The organism is Pseudomonas sp. RC10-4-2 (assembly GCF_050433085.1).
In the GTDB taxonomy this organism is placed as follows: domain Bacteria; phylum Pseudomonadota; class Gammaproteobacteria; order Pseudomonadales; family Pseudomonadaceae; genus Pseudomonas; species Pseudomonas aeruginosa.
This window is the reverse complement of record NZ_JBNPXX010000001.1, coordinates 144517-162525: the sequence shown is the minus strand read 5'-3', so window position 1 is coordinate 162525 and position 18009 is coordinate 144517. Positions and strand designations below refer to the sequence as shown.

Sequence of the window (18009 nt, the reverse complement as noted above, 5' to 3'; positions counted from 1 at the left end):
GGCTAGCCTTGGACCAGGCCTATCGCCAGCCTTCCCCCTGGTCCCCGCTCGATACGCTGAAAAACCACGGATAACGTCTTTTCCACCGGCAAGACAGGAGTCTCAGCCATGTCGAAAGATTCTGTTCTTGGCTTATTCAGGCAACACGCAGATACCCATCCCGAACGCCCCGCCCTCGTCGATCGCGAGCGCTCGTTCAGCTACCGCGAACTCGACCGGCTCAGCGACCGGCTGGCCGCCCACCTGGCCAGGCGCGGCGTCGCCCGGGGCGAGCTGCTGCCCCTGCTGGCCGAACGCTCGGCCGAACTGGTCATCGCCATCCTGGCGGCCGCCAAGTGCGCAGCGGCCTACGTACCGGTGGACCGTCGGCAACCCGACAGGCGCAAGCAGGAAATCCTCCGCCAGTGCCAGGCCCCCGTGGTTCTCGCCACCCAGGCCGAGGACCTGCCGGGGCAACCGGTGGAGGTCATCGCACAGGCGCTCGCGACGAGTGCGGCGGGTGCCGCGCCGAGACCGGCGCTCGACGGCAGCGAAGCGCTGTATGTGATCTTCACCTCGGGCACCACCGGCGAACCCAAGGGCGTGGTGATCGAGAGTCGCTCCCTGGCCAACCTCGTGGGCTGGCACAACCGGCGCTTCAATATGGATCAACGGAGCCGCACCACCCTGATGGCCGGCGTCGGCTTCGACGTTTCCCAATGGGAAATCTGGTCCACCCTGTGCGCAGGCGCCTGCCTCCACCTGGTGCCCGACGAGGTGCGCCCAGACCCGGCGGCGCTGCTGGCATTCTTCGCCGAGCAGCGGATCAGCCACGCCTTCGCGCCTACCGTGATGGTGCCCGCGCTGGCGGAGCAGCCCGCCCCGCCGTCGCTGGCGCTGCGCTACCTGTTCTGCGCCGGGGAAAAACTGCCGCCGGTCGCAACCGGCGGGCTGCCCTATACCGTGGTGGATTACTACGGCCCGACCGAGGCCACGGTCTTCGCCACCTGCCGCATCGTCGACGCCGAAGCACATCGGCGACCCGCCTCGATCGGCACGCCCATCGACGGCTGCGAGGCATTCATCCTCGACGCCGACGACCGGCCTTGCCATGGCGACCGACCCGGTGAGCTGAACCTGGCGGGCGTCTGCCTGGCGCGCGAATACCTGCGCGACCCGGACATGACCGCCAGGCGCTTCCACTACTCGCAGGCACTGCGGCGTCGGCTCTACCGCACCGGCGACAAGGCCCGCTGGCTGGCCGATGGCAGCCTGCAGTTCCTCGGTCGGCTGGACGACCAGGTGAAGATCCGCGGCCACCGCGTCGAACTCGGCGACGTCGAGGCCGCGCTGTTGCGCCAGCCGGCTATCCACGGCGCGGTGGTGCTGGCGCATGCCGACCCACGCTCCGGTAGCCAGCAATTGAGCGCCTTCGTGGTCCCCCGCCAGCAGGACGGCGATGCCAGGGCCGTGCTCGCCGCCATCAAGACCGCACTGCGCCAGGAACTGCCCGACTACATGCTGCCCAGCCGCTATCTGTCGCTGGACAGCCTGCCGACCACGGTCAACGGCAAGATCGACCGCCAGGCCCTGCGTCGACGCCTGGAGGAACAATGCCAGGAACGACTCGACGAGCAACGCTTCGGCACCCCCGGCGAACTGCAAGTGGCCCTGGCCTGGCAGGAAGTGCTGGGGCATACCGACTTCGGCCTGGACGACAGCTTCTTCGAGGTCGGCGGCCATTCCCTGCTGGCCGCCGCCCTGGTGCGCGAACTGAGCCGACGCTTCGGCAACCGTGCCTACATCCACGACATCTACCGCACCCCGAGCGTACGCCAACTGGCGGCCAGCCTGGCGCGGCGCGCCGGCGAAGCGCCGCCGGCGCTGGACAGCGAACCGGCCCAGGAGCTGCAACGGGACGTGCGCCTGCCCGCCGACGTGGATTTCAGTCGGCCCATGGACGCCGCCCAGGTGCTCGCGCCACGGCACATCCTGCTCACCGGCGCCAGCGGGCTGATGGGCGCCCACCTGCTCGCCGAGCTGCTGGCCAGCCGCGAGGCCGACCTGCATTGTCCGGTCCGTGCGCAAAACGACGCCCACGCCCTCGAACGCCTGCGCCAGGCCGCCCGGCAGCACCGCATCGAACTCGCCGAGTCGGACTGGCGACGGGTCAGGGCCTACGCCGCCGACCTCGCCGAACCAGGCTTCGGACTACCGGCGGAAACCTATCGCGAGCTGGCCGGCAGCGTCGACCAGGTCTTCCATTCCGCCAGCGCGGTGAACTTCATCCAGCCGTACAGCTACATGAAGCGCGACAACGTCGAGGGGCTCGGCCAGGTCCTGCGCTTCTGCGCCAGCGGCCGCTGCAAGCCGCTGATGCTGCTGTCGAGCATCTCGGTGTACAGCTGGGGCCACCTGCATACCGGCAAGCGCCTGATGCGCGAGGACGACGACATCGACCAGAACCTGCCGGCGGTGGTCACCGACATGGGCTACGTGCGCAGCAAATGGGTGATGGAAAAGATCGCCGACCTCGCCGCTGAACGCGGCCTGCCGCTGATGACCTTCCGCCTCGGCTACGCCACCTGCCACAGCCGTACCGGCGCCTACGCCGACTACCAGTGGTGGAGCCGGCTGGCGCGGACCTGCCTGGAGTACCGGGCCGTGCCGCTCCTGCGCGAGCTGCGCGAGGGCCTGACCACGGTGGACTACATGGTAGAGGCGATCAGCGTCATCGCCCGCCAGCCTTCGGCGCTGGGCAAGAAATTCAACCTGGTGCCGAGCATTCCGCGCTGCCTGACCCTGGACGAATTCTTCGGCCGTCTCGGGCGACGCGCCGGGCGTCCCCTCCGGCAGATGCCGTTCGACGACTGGGTAAGTCTCTGGGAAGACAATCGCGACGCTCCGCTCTATCCCCTGCTGAGTATGTTCCGCGACAACATGTACGCCGGCCGCAGCACCGTCGAGTTGTACCAGGATACCTATCTCTGGGACTGCACCAACGTCGAGGAACACCTGCGCGGGAGCACCGTGCGCGAGCCGGAGTTCGACGACCGCCTGCTCGACCTGTACCTCGCCGGCCTGGGCGGCAGCGCCATGCGGTAACGAGGTCGCCGCGGCGGTTACGCAGCGGGACGCGCTTGGGTATCCTGTCCGCTTTATCGCCCGGAGAACCTCATGCACAACGTTCTGATCGTCGGCGCCTCGCGCGGCATCGGCCTGGGACTGGCGGATGCCTTCCTGCAACGCGGCGCACAGGTATTCGCCGTCGCCCGGCGACCGCAAGGCTCTCCCGGGCTACAGGCACTGGCGGAGCGGGCCGGGGAGCGCTTGCAAGCGGTGACCGGCGACCTCAACCAATACGATTGCGCCGAACGCATTGGCGAGATGCTGGGCGAGCGGCGGATCGATCGCCTGATCGTCAACGCCGGCATCTACGGCCCGCAGCAACAGGATGTGGCGGAAATCGACGCCGAGCAGACCGCCCAGCTATTCCTGACCAACGCCATCGCGCCGCTGCGCCTGGCCAGGGCACTGTCCGGCCGGGTTAGCCGGGGTGGCGTGGTGGCGTTCATGAGTTCGCAGATGGCCAGCCTGGCGCTGGGCCTGTCGGCCACGATGCCGCTCTACGGCGCCAGCAAGGCGGCGCTGAACAGCCTGGTACGCAGCTGGGAGGGCGAGTTCGAGGAGTTGCCGTTCAGCCTGTTGCTCCTGCATCCCGGCTGGGTGCGTACCGAAATGGGCGGCGACAGCGCGCCGCTGAGCGTCGAGGAAAGCGCCGCCGGACTGGTCGCGGCGGTGGAGGATGCCGCGGGCGTGAATGCCTGTCGCTTCGTCGATTATCGGAACCAGCCGCTGCCCTGGTGAAGCGGGCCGATCCGTCAGGGCATCCGGCAATAGCCCTCGGCCGCATACCTGATTAGGTCGGCATCGCGCTTGATGCCGAGCTTCTTCATGGCACTGACCTTCTGCGTACTGATGGTCTGCACGCTGCGATGCGAGCGCTCGGCGATCTCGGTGATGGTCAGTCCGGAGCCGAACAGACGGACGATTTCCGCCTCCCGGGGCGTCAGCCGTTCGTTGTGCGAGGAAAGCACCTGGTTGACGAAGATGTCCCTGATCGACGGCGAGAAATACTGGTTTCGCGAATAGGCCGCGCTCACCGCCGCCAGCAGGTGACTGGTCGAGTCGGACTTGCTGAGGATGCAATTGATACCCTGCTTGAGAATGGCCCGGATAAGGCCCGGATTGTTCAGCATGGTAAAGACAACCAATTGCAGATGCGGATAACGTCGCCGCAGCAATGACAACAATGCCAGTCCATCGCCATATTTCCCGCCCGGCATCGTATAGTCGACGATAACGACATCGCAGTCGCCTTCGTCGAGCCGGCCGATCAACTCGGTAGAATTGGAAACTTGACCGAGCATCTCCAAAGAACCGCACTGACTCAGTTCGTAGGAAATACCCAGCGAAATGGCGGGATGATCATCCGCAACCATTACGCGAATGCGATGTAGGGACATCCTTGCGTCTCCTTAAGCGGTACACGGCAGGCGAAAGCGTTACCAGGAAACCTGTGGTCTCGGTCATGCCTGCCGCAGGCAGGCGGCCGCCGCTCGGCCGGCAAGGAGGAAAGCGCGGTCCGGAATCCGCCGACGCCACTGCCCCGGTTCAAAGTGAACATGTGTATTTTCTAGTGAAACCGACGATATTTAATATAGTAAAACTACTATTTTTTCGCCTCGTAAACTAACAACAAAGACACTTGAAACAGCCCCCGAAAAACGTCTACGTAGACACTTATGAAAAACGATGAAATACGAAACGGACAAGCCAGAGCAGCAAAAAGTTTGAAAAAAGAGTTCCGCGACAAGCTGAAACTATCGCCTGGAAAATAGCGTTCGTTTATTTGCGCGAAATCCTACCGAGGAAACTTGCATATCCCTCAGAAAGCCTTCGCCCATACGCAATATCGGTATTCCGTGTGCGGGAATGGCATGTGCGCACGAGACCCAGGACGAGCAGCGGAGCGATATGCAGAGCGCCTTCGGCGATCTGCAACCACTGGAGGTGAGGGGCCGAGCCTTCGCGAGGGCTGGCGCGAAAGCGGCCGACGGCGCTTCCCGAGGCGGGGCGGGAAACGCCGGGGAAAGAGCGGCGGCGCCGCTCAGGGGAAGGTAAACGTGAACTCGGCGGCGCCGTCGGCGACCCCGGCCTTCAATTCGCCCTCCGCGCCGATACGGATGTAGGCGGCACTCAGCGGAAGGTCGGCGCTGTCGCCGACACGCCGCATCGGGTAGGGCGTGCCGTCGAAACGTATCCGCTGCTGGTCCAGGCCGTTCTTCACGACGATGCCGAACCCCGCCGCGCCGCCGCTCTTCAAGCTGAGGATCGTCGGGTCCGCTTGCTGCGCCGAGACATATTTGTCGCGGAAAGCGATTTCCGGCTTGGCCAGCGCCGCACACTCGCTGAGAGAGATATCGAAGGAGCGCTCCGTGGAGGTGTCGTTGACCCGCGGGAAGTTCTTCAACGCGACGCTACCCAGTTTGACGTTGATTTCCCGTCCCACCTCGACCTTGCATTTCTTCGGGATCGGCGGCGGCGGGGGACCGCCGCCGATCCCGATGGAGGCCGGGCCGATCAGCGAATAGGGCTTTCGGCAAACCCCGGTGGGGTAGTTGTCCGCAGGCACCGCCAGGACGCTGCCGATGGACGCTTCGCCCTTCAGCCTGTCCACCGCCCAGAGATTCAGGGTGGCGCTGCCGGATACGCTGGTTACCTTCAGGTCGCCGGCAGGCAACTCGCCGGGGTCGACCGTCAGGACCAGTTCCTGTAGGTAGTCGCTGGTCGTGCTTCCGGAAAAGCTCGTGACTCGCTTGTCCAGCGCATGGGGCTGGTTGTCGACCGGAATCACCCGCTTGACGCCGTCCTGGGCATCCACCGAGATCCGATAGCCGATGCCTTTGACGTCGGACGCCACCGTGCCGTAAGGCCCCGGAAAGCCCACCCCGGACCAGTTCCCCCCGATGACCAGCTCATGCGCCTCCTGGGAAGCCTGGGGCTTGTAGTTCAGGAACAGGCTCACCGGCCTGGCGAACAGCACCGTGCCTTTCGCCGTGCCGCTGGTCAGCTCGTTCACCACACGCCAGGGCAAGCCTTTGCCATTGCCGAACGAGCAGTTCAGGGCGACCTCGTTCAGGGCCCAGGCCTGGCCGCCGGTCAGGCAGCAGAGGCCGAGAACGAGCGCCTGCCGAGCCTGCGCGCCAGGCCGGCGGCGCAGGGAAACGCGGCCGGGAAATAACCTCATGCTCATGGAACTCTCCAAGATTGCGCCTGCGGAAGAGGGCCACACTCCAGGCGAGAGCGGCCCCGGCCGGGAAGGGAGGTCCGCCAGGGACCTCCCCTGCCGGCCTTACCAGATGTTGCCGTAGTCGATACCGGCAGGCGGCAGGAGCGCCGCCTCGCCGATCACGTAGTTGCCGCCCAGGACCCCATGGTTCTCGCCGACCTGCGCACCGTAGATCTGGCCGTAATGGGACTGAGGCTTGAAGTCGATCTTGCCGCTAACGCCGGAGTACTTGATCGATCCCAGGTTGACGCCGGCCAGCCCGCCCATGGAGACGTAGTAGTCGCCACTGACGGTGCCTTCCGACATGGACGAAACGATGCGTCCCTGGATCTGGTTCTCGCCGACCAGGCCGCCGATGCGGCTGCGCCCGCCGCCGCTGACGGTACTGCTGCTGCGCGCCGACAGGATCGAACCGGCGTTGCTGCCGACCAGGCCGCCAACCGACGCACTCGCAGCGGCGCTGACCCTGCCGCTGGCATCCACGTTGAACAGTTCGCCGCCGTTGTGGCCGACGAGCCCGCCCACCAGGCTGTTGAAGCCGCCGCTCACGTCGCCGCGCGAGATCGCATGGGCGACGGAACCGCCGAGGTTGTGTCCAATCAGCCCGCCGACGCGACTGTTGCTGCCGCCGCTGACCTTGCCCGTCGCCTCGGCGGTCTCGATGGCGCTCTGGCTATTGTTGCCGACCAGCCCGCCCAGATCCGCGCCGCCCTGGTCCGTGACGCTGCCGCTGGCTTTCAGGTTTCCGAGCATGCCGTTGCCTTCTGCCTTGCCGATCAGCCCGCCGGTCGCCAGGCCGCCCTTGCTGTACACCGACCCGCTCGCCTGCGAGCGGAATATCTCGCCGCCGGAACTCAGGCCGACCAGCCCGCCGGTATTCCCCGCGCCGCCGGCCTCCACCTGGCCGCTGGCGCTACTATCGGAGACGTGGCCGAACATGTTGTAGCCGACCAGGCCGCCGACGTTCAGGCCGGGCCGGTAGGTCTCGACCTTCCCCTGGCTGCCGGACGCCCTGATCATGCCCTTCGCATTCAGTCCGACCAGGCCGCCGACGCCGCCCAGGCTGTTGCGCTCGGTGGACTGTGCAGCCACATGGACGTTGCTGTGGGCGTTCTCGATGACCGCCTCCGGCCCCCAGGCAGTGGTGAAGTTCTCCCCCACCAGACCGCCGACCGCCGTGCTCGCCGCATAACCGGTGACGCCGCCGCTGACGGATGCGTTCGCGATCTGCCCGCTGATATTGCGCCCGACCAGGCCGCCCAGTGCGTTGGAGCGCAGTCGGCTGCCGACGACCGAGACCCCGCTGGCGCTGACGTTGGCGATGCGGCCGCTGTTGATCCCGACCAGGGCGCCGAGCGAAGACGGTCCGGAGCCGTAGGTGTTATCGGATACCCGCAGGTTGTTCAGCTTCAGGTTGCTCAGGGTGCCCGAGGAGCGGGCGAACAGCCCGACATTCGGCCCGGTGTTGCTGATCGAGAGATTGCCGATGCTGTTGCCGAGACCGTCCAGGGTGCCGCTGAAAACGCCGGCGGGCCCGCCGATGGATTGCAGCGCCGTGCAGTAATAGCTGCCGCCCAGGATATTGCCGCCGAGCACGTACAGGCCGTCCAGGTTCTTGTTGATCGCCTGCAACTGCGCCAGGTTCTGCACCACCGTGTAGTAATAGCCACCGGAGACGTAGGTCGCGTTGGCCCCGGCCAGGGAGACCGACGCCGTGCCGTTCACCCGGTGGCCTTCGCCGGCATCCATGGCCAGCGCGCTGCCAGCCCCGCCGAGAACGATCTTGTCATTGATATCGATAGCGCCTTCGGCCTTCAGCTCCAGCCCAGCCTTGGCGCCACTGGCATTCAGCCTGCCATTCAACGTCAGGTCGGCCGCGGAGCCCAGCCCCAGCCGGTTGCCCGATGCCCAGCTCACCGAGCCGTCGAGGTCCAGGTCGCCCTTGGTCGAAACCAGTTCGATATTGGTGCTCGCCAGGTTCCGCGACAGGGTGTCGGCATGAACGGTGACGCCATCCGACACCGCCGACGGGCGCACGTCGATCTTGTCGGCGGCAATCTTCCAGGTGCCGTTGAGGCCATTGCTGGCGAGCGTGTTCACCTGGGTGCCCAGGGCCACTTCCACCGCCTGCCCCCGGACCTCGACCGTGCCGCCGTGCCCCGGACCTTTCAGCGCATTGGCGGACAAGGCGCCTCCCACCATGACCTTGCCGTCCGGGCCGCCATCGAGCACGATCCGCCCGTTCTTGCCGCGCAGCGAACGGGCCTCGATGGCACCCTGGGAGTTCACCACCGTGTTGAGCAGCGCATTGGCGGTCCTGGCCGCCATCAGGACTCGCCCCCCGTCGGCCTTGAGCAGGCCGCCGTTGCTTGCCAGCGCATTGGCGACCCCGGCGTCGACGCGGATGTCGAGCAGCTTGTTGCCGTCGAAATTCAGCGTCAGGTCGCTGCCCGCGCCGAGCCCGACACCGCCCATCTGCGCCAGGACCGTCCCGCGGTTGTCGACCTGCGCGCCCAGCAGGGCGATGCTGCCGCCTTCTGCCGCGGTGATGGCGCCCCCGTGGTTGAGGACACCGTTGGTAGAGGGACCCGTGAAACGGTATCTGGAGGAGTTGCCGTTGAACTCGGCATCCGTGATGTCCAGCGTGGAAGCCACCAGGCCGCCGACATTGACCTGGGCACCGCGACCGAAGAGCACGCCGTTGGGGTTGACCAGGAAGACCTGGCCGTTGGCATCGATCCGACCCTGGATATCGCTGGCCTTGGTGCCGATCACCCGATTCAGGGCGATCGAGCTACTGCTCGGCTGGTTGAAGATCACCCGCTCGCCGGCGGCAACGCTGAAGGAATCCCAGTTGGCGATGAGCTTGTCGACCTTCTGGTTGACCGACAGGCTGTTGCCGCCCGACAGGTGTATCTCCCCGTTCGCGCTCCCGCCGACCACCGTTCCCCCGCTTGGCAGCGCATAGGCCGGAGCCAGGGCCGTGGCGCCCAGCAGGGCCAGGGCGGAGGCGATCGCCGCCTTGGCGCCGGCGGGCTTGCCGCGCCTGCGACTGCCTTCGCTGACGACGTTCCAGCAGCCCTGGGATACGTTCCAGACCAGTGCATAGCATTTGTTCATGTGCTTCCTTCCTCCAGTGAAACCCCGCGACCTATTCGCAGGGCCGTGCTACGGCAGGAGCCCAACTCCCCGGGCCCTGCCGAACTCCTACGGGTATCTCTCTGCCGGCGCGTCGCCACGCTCGATCTGGCCGTCATCCCCCACCGCATCGAAATGGACCCGCGCCGCCTCGCCGGGCACGGCCGGCAGACTCAACGGGGTAAGGGCGAAAGGCGGCAGGGTGACGCTGCCGAGGGACATGGCGAGGTCGCCCTCGCCCAGCTCCAGGCGCACCAGGGAAACGTGATAGGGACTGCGGTTGTCCGCCTCCAGCAGCGCCCGCTGCCCCGGCCGTACCGCCGGACGCAGGCGCCAGACGACCTGGCGCGCGGCGGCTCGCGGATCGCCGGCCAGACCCTGCGGACGGAACAGGAGCTTCATCCGCAGGCGGTAGCTCACCAGCAGCAGGTTGCCGCTGCCGTCCTCCCGCCCCGGCACCTCCAGCAGGTTGACCCAGAACAGCGATTCCCGGTCGTCCGGCAGCGGCTCGCCGGTATGGCGAAGCTGGAGCGCCTGGGTCTCCTGCGGGTCCATACGCAACAGCGGCGGCGACAGGATGAACGGCACCGTGACAGCGCTCGGGTCCGCCGTCTCGTCGCCGCGATCGAGCCAGGTCTGGACCAGGGCCGGGCGCGTCCCGACGTTACCGACGCGGATCGTCAGCGCGGAAACGCCCGCCGGATAGATGAAACGGGTCCCGATCACGGACAGCGAGGCGGAGGCATCGGCCACCAGCGCCACCAGCAGGACCCAGGCCGTGCCGCATCGTCCCAGGCCGACGCCGGTCACAGCGTGCGCTCCCGGTCGGCGGCCGACGTCGGGCGACATGCCAGTTGCAGGACGGGAGGCGTCGTCTCGCGCGGGCCCAGCGCATAGTCGACCAGGCACTGCTGCTGCGGCTCGTTGCCCCAGCGCACCCGAACCGAGCCGCGATCCTGCTCGACCCGCAGCACCAGGCGGCTGCCCTGGCCGACGGCGCCCACCGACTGCCCGCTGTGGGCATCGAGCACTTCCGCGGCGAACGGCAGGGGCTCGCCGCTGGGCATCCGGCTATCCACCAGCAAGGGCCTTGCCACCCGCGTCGGATAGTCGAGGCGCACCACCGCTCCGGCGGTGGGCGCCACGTTGCGCGAACTGGACCTCAGTTCGATCTCGTCGGCCATGCCGTTGGGGTCGAGGTCGACGCTGTTCAACTGGTAGGGCAGCAGGTTGGGAATCACCGCATAGCCGTGGCGGTCGATCCGGCTTCCCGAGTAGCCGGCAGCCGCGCCCCTGGCATTTGGCGCGTGGACCAGGCCGATCGTCTCGCCCAGGGTTTGTGCCGCGGTGATCCCGCCGCTGTGCGCGACCAGGCCCCCCGCGGCCTTGACCGACAACTGCCGATAGCCCGGTCCCTGCGAGAGGCTGGAGCCGAGTTCGACCTGCGGCAGTCGATAGTCGAGGCTGGCGCTCTTCGAGGTCTGCCGGCTGTCGCGGTCATGGGAGGCCGACAGCGAGTAGGAGGCCTCGCCACGCTTGCCCAGCATGCCGGAAACCCCGCTGGTGAGCTGGGTTCCGCTGTTGCTGTCGCGGGTCAGGTAGCTGCTCAGGGTCGGCGACCCGCGTCCCGCGCCGCCCAGCGGAATGGACAGGTTCAGGCTGAACAGCGTGCTGGTCTCGCCGCGCTTGTCACCGCTGGAAAAGCCTTCGTAGTGGCTGCGCAGGCGTTGCGCGGAAATGGAGTAACTGACGTCGCGCCACTGGTTGCTGTAGCCGACGGAGAAGTTGACCGCCCGCCCGCCGCCGCTCCAGTAGCGCTGCGAGGAGCCGTTCAGGTACAGGTTGCCGCCGTTGCCCAGTTGCTGGCTGATGTTGGCGTCGAGACGGTTGCGCAAGCGCGAGAACGACTCCAGCGGCTCGCCTCGCTCTACCCGGTCCTGCATGAAGGCCGCGTCGCGCAGGCCGAGATAGCCACCGGTGGAGTAACGATAGGCGAGCAGCGAAAAGTTGGTGCCGGTGTTCGGCAGGTTCTTGCTGTAGGCGAGACGGTAGCTGGAGCCGCTAAGGCGGTCGTCGCCGGGAACCTCGGTACGCGCCAGCGTCACGTCACCGGAGAATCCGCCCACCGGCGTGTTCAGCGCCGCGCCCATCAATCCGGACATGTAGCTGCCGGTGAAGGCCCCGCCCGCGTATGCGGTGACGTCGTTGCCCAGGCCGCGCTGGTAGACGCCCTGCAGCATGTTCGGCCGACGCTCCAGGCTGGGATCGTTGAGCCGCCCGGCCGTCAGGCTGTAGCGCGTGGTTCCGGGGCGCAGCAGTTGCACGGTGGTGGCGAACGGCACGATGAAACTGCGGACTTCCCCGCTGGCTTCGGTCACCCGCACTTCCAGGTCCCCGCCATAGCTGGCGGTCTGCAGTTCGTCGAGAGCGAACGCCCCGGGTGCCACCGTGGTTTCGTAGATGAGGTAGCCGCGCTGGTAGACCGATACCCGCGCATTGGTACTGGCGGTCCCACGGACCACCGGAGCGTAGTAGCGCAGCGAATCCGGCAGCATCCGGTCATCGCTGGAAAGCTGCACTCCACGGAAGGACACCGCATCGAAGAACTCGCTGCTGGTGGAGTTTTCTCCCAGCAATAACTGCGCACGCCAGGCCGGCAGGTCGGTCTGCACATAGGTTGCGCTACGCTGGTAATGGCTGCCCATGCGGCGCGACCAGGTGGCCGTGCCGTTGTGGCGCAGGCGCGCCCGCCCGAAATTGAAGCCGGCGTTCATCCCGGCATAGCCGCTGGTGGCGCTCCTGCCGTGGTTTTCCCTGACGTGGAGATTGCTGTTGTAGTTGAGCAAGGCGGCGGAAATGCCGCTGTCCCAGCTCGCCGGATCGACATAGGTCTTCGAAGAATCCAGGCTCAGGTAATAGCTGGGCACCGAGACATAGACCGACTGCTCGGCGATATCGAGCTTGACCCGGGCCCCCGGCACATAGCGCTCGAGCGGGTCGCAGTGCAAACCTTCGGGCAGAGGATCGCGAGCCGAGGAACGGTCCTGGCCACGCGCGCTCTTCTCCAGGTCGATGCCCGCCCGCTCCAGCAGGCCCCGGTCGTAGCAGAAGACCGCGCTTTCCCGCCCCGGCTGGCGGCGCAGCTCGACTTCCTCGACGCCACGCCATCGGCTGTTGAGCAGCAGGTCGAGGCGATAGCGGCCTGGCTCGATGACGTCGCCGCGCTCGAAACGCGACGTATCGATCGAGCGTCCGCCCGGCCCCAGGGCCAGCATCTGCGCGTCGAAGACGATCCGCCGCGACGGTGCGTCCAACCCACCGGCCGGTGACGCAACGGCCGCCGCGGGCGCCTGCGGCTGTTTCGCCGGTGCTCCCGTCCTGGCCTCCTTCGCCTTCGCCCCGGCTACGCCGGCGGCGCCGACGGAGGACCAGGACTGGCAGGAGGACAGCGAAGGAAACAGTGCCAGCAGACAGGCGAATCGCAGGGAACGAACGGCGATCCCTCCCTGCATCGCCATTCGCAACAGGGCGACCTGCCCACCGTAAGCGGGAGCGGACAGGCACCTATGAAGAGAAACTTTGGGCATATGTAATCCCTGCAGCGATTTTAAAATCGCCACTCATATGTCGGGCCGTAAGTAGAAAGCGGGGAAACGGAGGGGTTATTTGCCGAGTGCCCTATCGAGGGTATTGCGGCCACCGTAATCGTTGATGACTTCGTATCTGACGGAAGCGGCTTCCAGGTTCTTCGGATTTCCCTGCCAGTCGAACTCCTTCGTCGAGAATGGCGCGACCATTCCCTTTCCCACGGACATGACACGGCCATCGACAATCAATTCGACGCTGGCGAACGAAACGTAGTAAGGCGTCGGATTATTTACCTGTACTACGGTCTTTTTTCCTGCTCCCCCTGACTCCAGAAACTTCCATTGAAGTTTCCCGGCAGCCGAATCGACACTCTTCAACTGGCTGGGTCGAAAGAAGAGTTTGAAGCGCGAACGAAAGGAAAACTGCAATGCATTGTTTTCGTCTTCGTCCCTGGGCGGAACTTCCAGGATATTCAGCCAGAACAGCGATTCGCGATCCGTCGGCAACGGGGCCTTCAGGTAGGCGATGCGCAATACAGCGCCGCCATTGGGGTCCACTCGCGTCACGGCCGGCGTGACACTGAAGGGAACCTGCAGTTCCTCGGGGGGAACGTCCTGCCGGCCATCGTCGATCCAGGCTTGCGCCAGCACGGGAGTGCCGGAGGTATTGCTGACCCGCAAGGTGACCTCGCGCTCGCTGGCCGGAAAGACGACGCGAGTGCCCTGTGCGATCAGCCCGGCGTGAGCCGTTCCGACGCACAGGGCGATGGCCACGGCGCTTGCCGCCACGAAAGAATGAAAACGATGCATTAGCGGCGCCATGGCCTCACCTCTTCGTCCGTCGACCGCCGCTTACTCGTACGCCAGGAGGTAGCGGATATGGGACAGGCCGGTACCCGCGATCACGGTCTTCTCGGTGGACACATAGGAGGCCTTGTACTTCAGGGTCGCCGTGTTCTTGTCGATGGTTGCCTTCTGCGGGGCGGCCTCGACCAAGCCCAGCGGGATCTTCGTGGTGTTGGCCGCCGAATTGTTGAAGATCTGGATCTGCACGCCCTTGGCTTTCGACGGCCCCATCAGCATCAGGTTGCCGCTGATACGGTCGACGTTGGTGACCGTATCGAAGGCGATGGAAACCTTCTTGTCATTGGTGCAGCCGGCACCGGAGAGGACCAGGTCGAACTCCTGGAAAGTGGAGTTGGTTCCGACGGCGGTGAAATGGGTCGGCGCCACAATACCCAGGTCGACGTTGGTGACGTTGCCCGCACCCGGCGCCTGACCGTTGATATCGCACGCGACGTCGGTGATGTTGCCCGAGAAGTTGACGATCCCATCGACCGCATGGGCCACGGGGGACATCAGCGCGAGAAGGGTGCCCGACGCAACGAGGGGCGCAAGAATTGCACGTTTGAACTTGTTCATCTGATTTCCTTTGGAGTTGTGGAACATCCTGGCTGCTCCCTGGAGAGCCGATGCAGTACGAACCGGCCAAGGTAGCCAAGCCTTTGCGCGCAACCGGGACGGCCGCCTAGAACGCCTCCGACCATTACGCGACAGCCGAAGATTGCGCCCTGATAAACGCAGACCCAAATACTAGAAAGAAAGACAGGATTTAAAAATAATAATCATACGAAAACATATGTAGTCCATTTCCGATAACAGCCAATAGGTACATAAGAATAAATTCAGAAAATACTTATAGAAGAACAGGAACCCATTAACTAAAAAACCAAAAAAGAAGAAACGAAAACTCATCTAATACTTCACCTTCGATAACTTTCCCTTCGCCGCTCCGTGCTATTTCCGTGGCATATCGACCTATCAACCATCCGGTCGATATCGGGATACTCGAAGACAGGCCAGCATGGGTTTCCCACGACGAGGAGAACCCTATGTCCGCCCACTCGCATTCCGGATGGATCACCGTCGGCGCCCTGGCCGACGGCTTCGCTCCGGACAACCACGTCCTTCCCGCCTGCGGCGATCTCGCCGGGCTCGAACGGGTCCTGCACTTCGCCAACGGCTGGGTCATCGAACATGCCTTCGACTCGCAGCGCCTGCGCTGGCGCCTGGCCGACGGCAGTGCCAGCGGCGAGTCGGACTACCGCGCCAGTTCACTGCGGGAAAACCTTTACCTGGTGGATTTCCTCAAGCAGGAAAACGGCCGGCCGGTCTCGGTCAGCCTGGTGCTGGACTTCGACAACCAGGCGTTCACCGCGGTGCTCGGCCATCTGCCCGACCGCGCGGCCTGCGAACAGGGCCTGTTCGCCCGGGCCCTGGCCGGCCGGGAACTGACCGGCGTGGAGGCCGAGTTCCTGCATGGCAGCCTCGACCGCCCGTGGCAGCCCGGCGCCTGCCCGCACGTCCCCAGCGACGAGTTGGTCGGCCTGCGCAACCGCTACGTCTACAGCGCCAGCGAGGCCTACGAACACATCTACCTCAATCCCGCCTTCTACACCTGGCAATGCCTGCGCGGCGCCGAGCGAGGGCTGGCCGATACCGACCGCTGCCACTGCTACCGACTGGCCGAACGCCTGTACCTGTTCGTCTGGCGCGAGAAGATCGTGCCGACCCTCGGCGTGCTGCTGATCGACCTGGAAGCCGGGCGCACCGACGGCAAGATCTTCGGCTACCAGGACGACGACTTCGCCACCCCGGTGAACTTCCCGGTCGGCGCCCTGGCCCAGGTGCTCAACCAGACCCGCCACGACCTGTGAGGACGCCCATGGACACCACCTTCGGCCTCGACCTGGCCCGCGTCGAAGCGCTGTTCAAGCGCGAGCTGCGACGCTTCGACGAACTGCATCCGCGCTCCGCCCAGGCCTACCGGGAAAACCGCCGCCACTGGCTGTACGGCGCACCGCTGCACTGGATGCAACAGTGGCCGGGCAACTGCCCGCTGCTGGTGAAGGAGGCCCAGGGCGCGCGCGTCACCGACATCGACGGCCAGCAGTACGTCGACTTCGCCCTCGGCGATAGCGGCGCCATGTTCGGCCACGCCCAACCGGCGGTGGCCGACGCCATCGCCCGCCAGGCGCGGCGCGGCTCGACCCTGATGCTGCCGACCGAGGACAGCCTGTGGGTCGGCGCCGAACTGGCGCGGCGCTTCGGCCTGCCCTATTGGCAGGTGACCACCTCGGCCACCGACGCCAACCGTTTCGTCCTGCGCCTGTGCCGGATGCTCAGCGGACGCGACAAGGTGGTGGTGTTCAACTGCAACTACCACGGCAGCGTCGACGAATCGCAGGTGGAATTCGACGCCGCCGGGCGCATGGTTCCGCGCGCGGGCGTTCACCCCAATGGCGTACGCCACGCCACCACCACCCGCCTGGTGGAGTTCAACGACCTCGACGCGCTGGAGGCCGCCCTCGCCCATGGCGACGTCGCCGCGGTGCTCACCGAACCCTTCATGACCAACGTCGGCATGGTCCCGCCGGCCGAAGGCTTCCACGCCGGCCTGCGCGAACTGACCCGCCGCCACGACGTGGCGCTGATCATCGACGAGACCCACACGATCTCCTGCGGTCCCGCCGGCTATAGCGGCGCGCATGGCCTCGAGCCGGACTTCTTCGTCCTCGGCAAATGCATCGCCGGCGGCATTCCCAGCGCCGTCTGGGGATGCAGCCAGGCGCAGGCGGAGCGGATCTGGGCGGTACTGCCGCACTTCCGACCGGGGCAGGCGATCAACCATTTCGGCTTTGGCGGCACCCTGGCCGGCAACGCGCTGCAACTGGCGGCGATGCGCGCGACCTTCGCCGAAGTGATGACGGAGGACGCCTATCGGCACATGTTCCAGCTCGCCGCGCAGCTCGAGGCGGGCGTCCGCGCGACGCTCGAGGAACTGCGCCTGCCCTGGCACGTGACGCGCATCGGCGCGCGCGTCGAGTACCTGTTCATGACCCACGCCCCGCGCAACGGCGGCGAGGCCCACCACGCACGCAACGGCCTGATCGAGGCCTGCCTGCACCTCTACCTGCTCAACCGCGGCGTGCTCTTGACGCCATTCCACAACATGGCGCTGACCTGCCCGGCGACCCGCGCAGAGGACGTCGAACTGCACGACCGCCTGCTCCGCGATTGCCTGGGCAAACTGCTGGAGCGCCCATCGTGAGGCGCTTGGAGAACCGCGTCGCACTGGTCACCGGCGCCGGCCAGGGCATCGGCCGGGCCATCGCCGAATGCTTCGCCGCCGAAGGCGCCAGGGTTCTGCTGGCGACGCGTACCGCCAGCCGCGGCCAGGCCGTCCTGGAGGCGATCCGCCTGGGCGGAGGCACGGCCGAACTGCTGGCCGTCGACCTGAGCGAGTACGACGCCGCGAGACGAGCGGTGAGCGCGACCCTGGAGCGCTTCGGCCAGTTGGACATCCTCCTGCACAACGCCGCTGCCTTTCCCCAGTGCGCCCTCGCGGAACTGGACGAAGGCACCCTGGAACGGACCCTGGCGGTGAACCTGAAAAGCTGCTTTCGGCTGACCCAGGCCGCCCTTCCCGCCCTGCGCCGCAGCGTGGCCGGGCGCGTCCTGGTGACCTCCTCGGTGACCGGCCCGCGCACGGCGATCCCTGGGCTCTCGCACTATGCGGCGAGCAAGGCCGGGGTCAACGGTTTCATCCGCGCCGCCGCGCTGGAGCTGGCCGGCGACGGCATCACCGTCAACGGCGTCGAGCCCGGCCTGGTCGCGACTCCGGCGCTGGGCAGCCTCGGCGACGCCGCCGCGCTGGCCGCGCACATCCCCCTCGGGCGTGTCGGCCAGCCGCTGGACATCGCCCAAGCCATGCTCTTCCTCGCCTCCGACGAGGCGAGCTACATCACCGGGCAGACCCTGGTTGTGGATGGCGGCGCGTTGCTGCCGGAGAACGGCGGGCTGGCCTGAAGCCGCTGGCGTTCGCCCTCTCCCTCCAGAGAGAGCGCCTTCCGACGTATCCGGCAAACACTTCCGCCGGCTCCGGTAGGGCGC

The 18009-nt window shown here is 66.3% G+C and carries 12 protein-coding genes; 5 read left to right on the top strand and 7 right to left on the bottom strand.

Annotation, left to right across the window (positions count from 1 at the left end; all coding sequences use genetic code 11):
• Positions 1 to 108: 108 nt before the first annotated feature.
• A complete protein-coding gene (locus FHW81_RS00700) occupies positions 109 to 3084 on the top strand; it encodes a non-ribosomal peptide synthetase (RefSeq protein WP_171893947.1) in 2976 nt (991 codons plus the stop codon).
• A gap of 72 nt (positions 3085 to 3156) precedes the next feature.
• A complete protein-coding gene (locus tag FHW81_RS00695) occupies positions 3157 to 3846 on the top strand; it encodes an SDR family oxidoreductase (RefSeq protein ID WP_033980023.1) in 690 nt (229 codons plus the stop codon).
• A gap of 14 nt (positions 3847 to 3860) precedes the next feature.
• On the opposite strand, the gene FHW81_RS00690 is transcribed toward FHW81_RS00695, so the two are convergent.
• From FHW81_RS00690 to FHW81_RS00660, 7 genes are all read right to left on the bottom strand, one after another.
• A complete protein-coding gene (locus tag FHW81_RS00690) occupies positions 3861 to 4505 on the bottom strand; it encodes a response regulator transcription factor (RefSeq protein WP_003093364.1) in 645 nt (214 codons plus the stop codon).
• A 644-nt stretch (positions 4506 to 5149) separates the two neighbouring features.
• The gene (locus FHW81_RS00685) at positions 5150 to 6295 is read right to left on the bottom strand and encodes a fimbrial protein (RefSeq protein ID WP_003158814.1); all 1146 of its coding nucleotides are present in this window, start codon (positions 6293 to 6295) and stop codon (positions 5150 to 5152) included.
• 99 nt (positions 6296 to 6394) lie between these two features.
• Positions 6395 to 9451 (bottom strand): GLUG motif-containing protein, encoded by a 3057-nt coding sequence (locus tag FHW81_RS00680; protein WP_033980021.1) that lies wholly within the window; start codon positions 9449 to 9451, stop codon positions 6395 to 6397.
• An 87-nt stretch (positions 9452 to 9538) separates the two neighbouring features.
• Positions 9539 to 10279 (bottom strand): fimbrial biogenesis chaperone, encoded by a 741-nt coding sequence (locus FHW81_RS00675; protein ID WP_003104547.1) that lies wholly within the window; start codon positions 10277 to 10279, stop codon positions 9539 to 9541.
• A complete protein-coding gene (cupB3, locus tag FHW81_RS00670; protein ID WP_031640120.1) occupies positions 10276 to 12744 on the bottom strand; it encodes a fimbrial biogenesis outer membrane usher protein CupB3 in 2469 nt (822 codons plus the stop codon). Before cupB3 ends, FHW81_RS00675 begins: the two co-directional genes overlap by 4 nt.
• Before the next feature lie 387 nt (positions 12745 to 13131).
• Entirely contained in the window at positions 13132 to 13878 is a 747-nt protein-coding gene (gene cupB2 / locus FHW81_RS00665) for a molecular chaperone CupB2 (protein ID WP_003118217.1), read from the bottom strand.
• A 30-nt stretch (positions 13879 to 13908) separates the two neighbouring features.
• Complete coding sequence (locus FHW81_RS00660; RefSeq protein ID WP_003111034.1) at positions 13909 to 14478, bottom strand: fimbrial protein; 570 nt, start codon at positions 14476 to 14478, stop codon at positions 13909 to 13911.
• A 470-nt stretch (positions 14479 to 14948) separates the two neighbouring features.
• Between FHW81_RS00660 and FHW81_RS00655 the strand changes: the two genes are divergently transcribed.
• Genes FHW81_RS00655 through FHW81_RS00645 form a run of 3 tightly spaced genes read left to right on the top strand, consistent with a single transcriptional unit; the run spans position 14949 to position 17925 of the window.
• Positions 14949 to 15773, top strand: a complete 825-nt coding sequence (locus FHW81_RS00655) for a molybdenum cofactor biosynthesis F family protein (RefSeq protein ID WP_003113031.1) — start codon at positions 14949 to 14951, stop codon at positions 15771 to 15773.
• An 8-nt stretch (positions 15774 to 15781) separates the two neighbouring features.
• Positions 15782 to 17167, top strand: coding sequence for an aspartate aminotransferase family protein (locus tag FHW81_RS00650; protein ID WP_058197841.1), 1386 nt, complete (start codon positions 15782 to 15784; stop codon positions 17165 to 17167).
• Positions 17164 to 17925, top strand: coding sequence for an SDR family oxidoreductase (locus FHW81_RS00645; RefSeq protein ID WP_023088060.1), 762 nt, complete (start codon positions 17164 to 17166; stop codon positions 17923 to 17925). Before FHW81_RS00650 ends, FHW81_RS00645 begins: the two co-directional genes overlap by 4 nt.
• The last annotated feature ends 84 nt before the right edge of the window (positions 17926 to 18009 follow it).

What these genes read in the sequence shown, in the direction of transcription:
- FHW81_RS00700 (WP_171893947.1), top strand. Translation starts at nt 109, where the DNA reads ATGTCGAAAGATTCTGTTCTTGGCTTATTCAGGCAACACGCAGATACC.
- FHW81_RS00695 (WP_033980023.1), top strand. Translation starts at nt 3,157, where the DNA reads ATGCACAACGTTCTGATCGTCGGCGCCTCGCGCGGCATCGGCCTGGGA.
- FHW81_RS00690 (WP_003093364.1), bottom strand. Translation starts at nt 4,505, where the DNA reads ATGTCCCTACATCGCATTCGCGTAATGGTTGCGGATGATCATCCCGCC.
- FHW81_RS00685 (WP_003158814.1), bottom strand. Translation starts at nt 6,295, where the DNA reads ATGAGCATGAGGTTATTTCCCGGCCGCGTTTCCCTGCGCCGCCGGCCT.
- FHW81_RS00680 (WP_033980021.1), bottom strand. Translation starts at nt 9,451, where the DNA reads ATGAACAAATGCTATGCACTGGTCTGGAACGTATCCCAGGGCTGCTGG.
- cupB3 (WP_031640120.1), bottom strand. Translation starts at nt 12,744, where the DNA reads ATGCTGGCCCTGGGGCCGGGCGGACGCTCGATCGATACGTCGCGTTTC.
- cupB2 (WP_003118217.1), bottom strand. Translation starts at nt 13,878, where the DNA reads ATGGCGCCGCTAATGCATCGTTTTCATTCTTTCGTGGCGGCAAGCGCC.
- FHW81_RS00660 (WP_003111034.1), bottom strand. Translation starts at nt 14,478, where the DNA reads ATGAACAAGTTCAAACGTGCAATTCTTGCGCCCCTCGTTGCGTCGGGC.
- FHW81_RS00655 (WP_003113031.1), top strand. Translation starts at nt 14,949, where the DNA reads ATGTCCGCCCACTCGCATTCCGGATGGATCACCGTCGGCGCCCTGGCC.
- FHW81_RS00650 (WP_058197841.1), top strand. Translation starts at nt 15,782, where the DNA reads ATGGACACCACCTTCGGCCTCGACCTGGCCCGCGTCGAAGCGCTGTTC.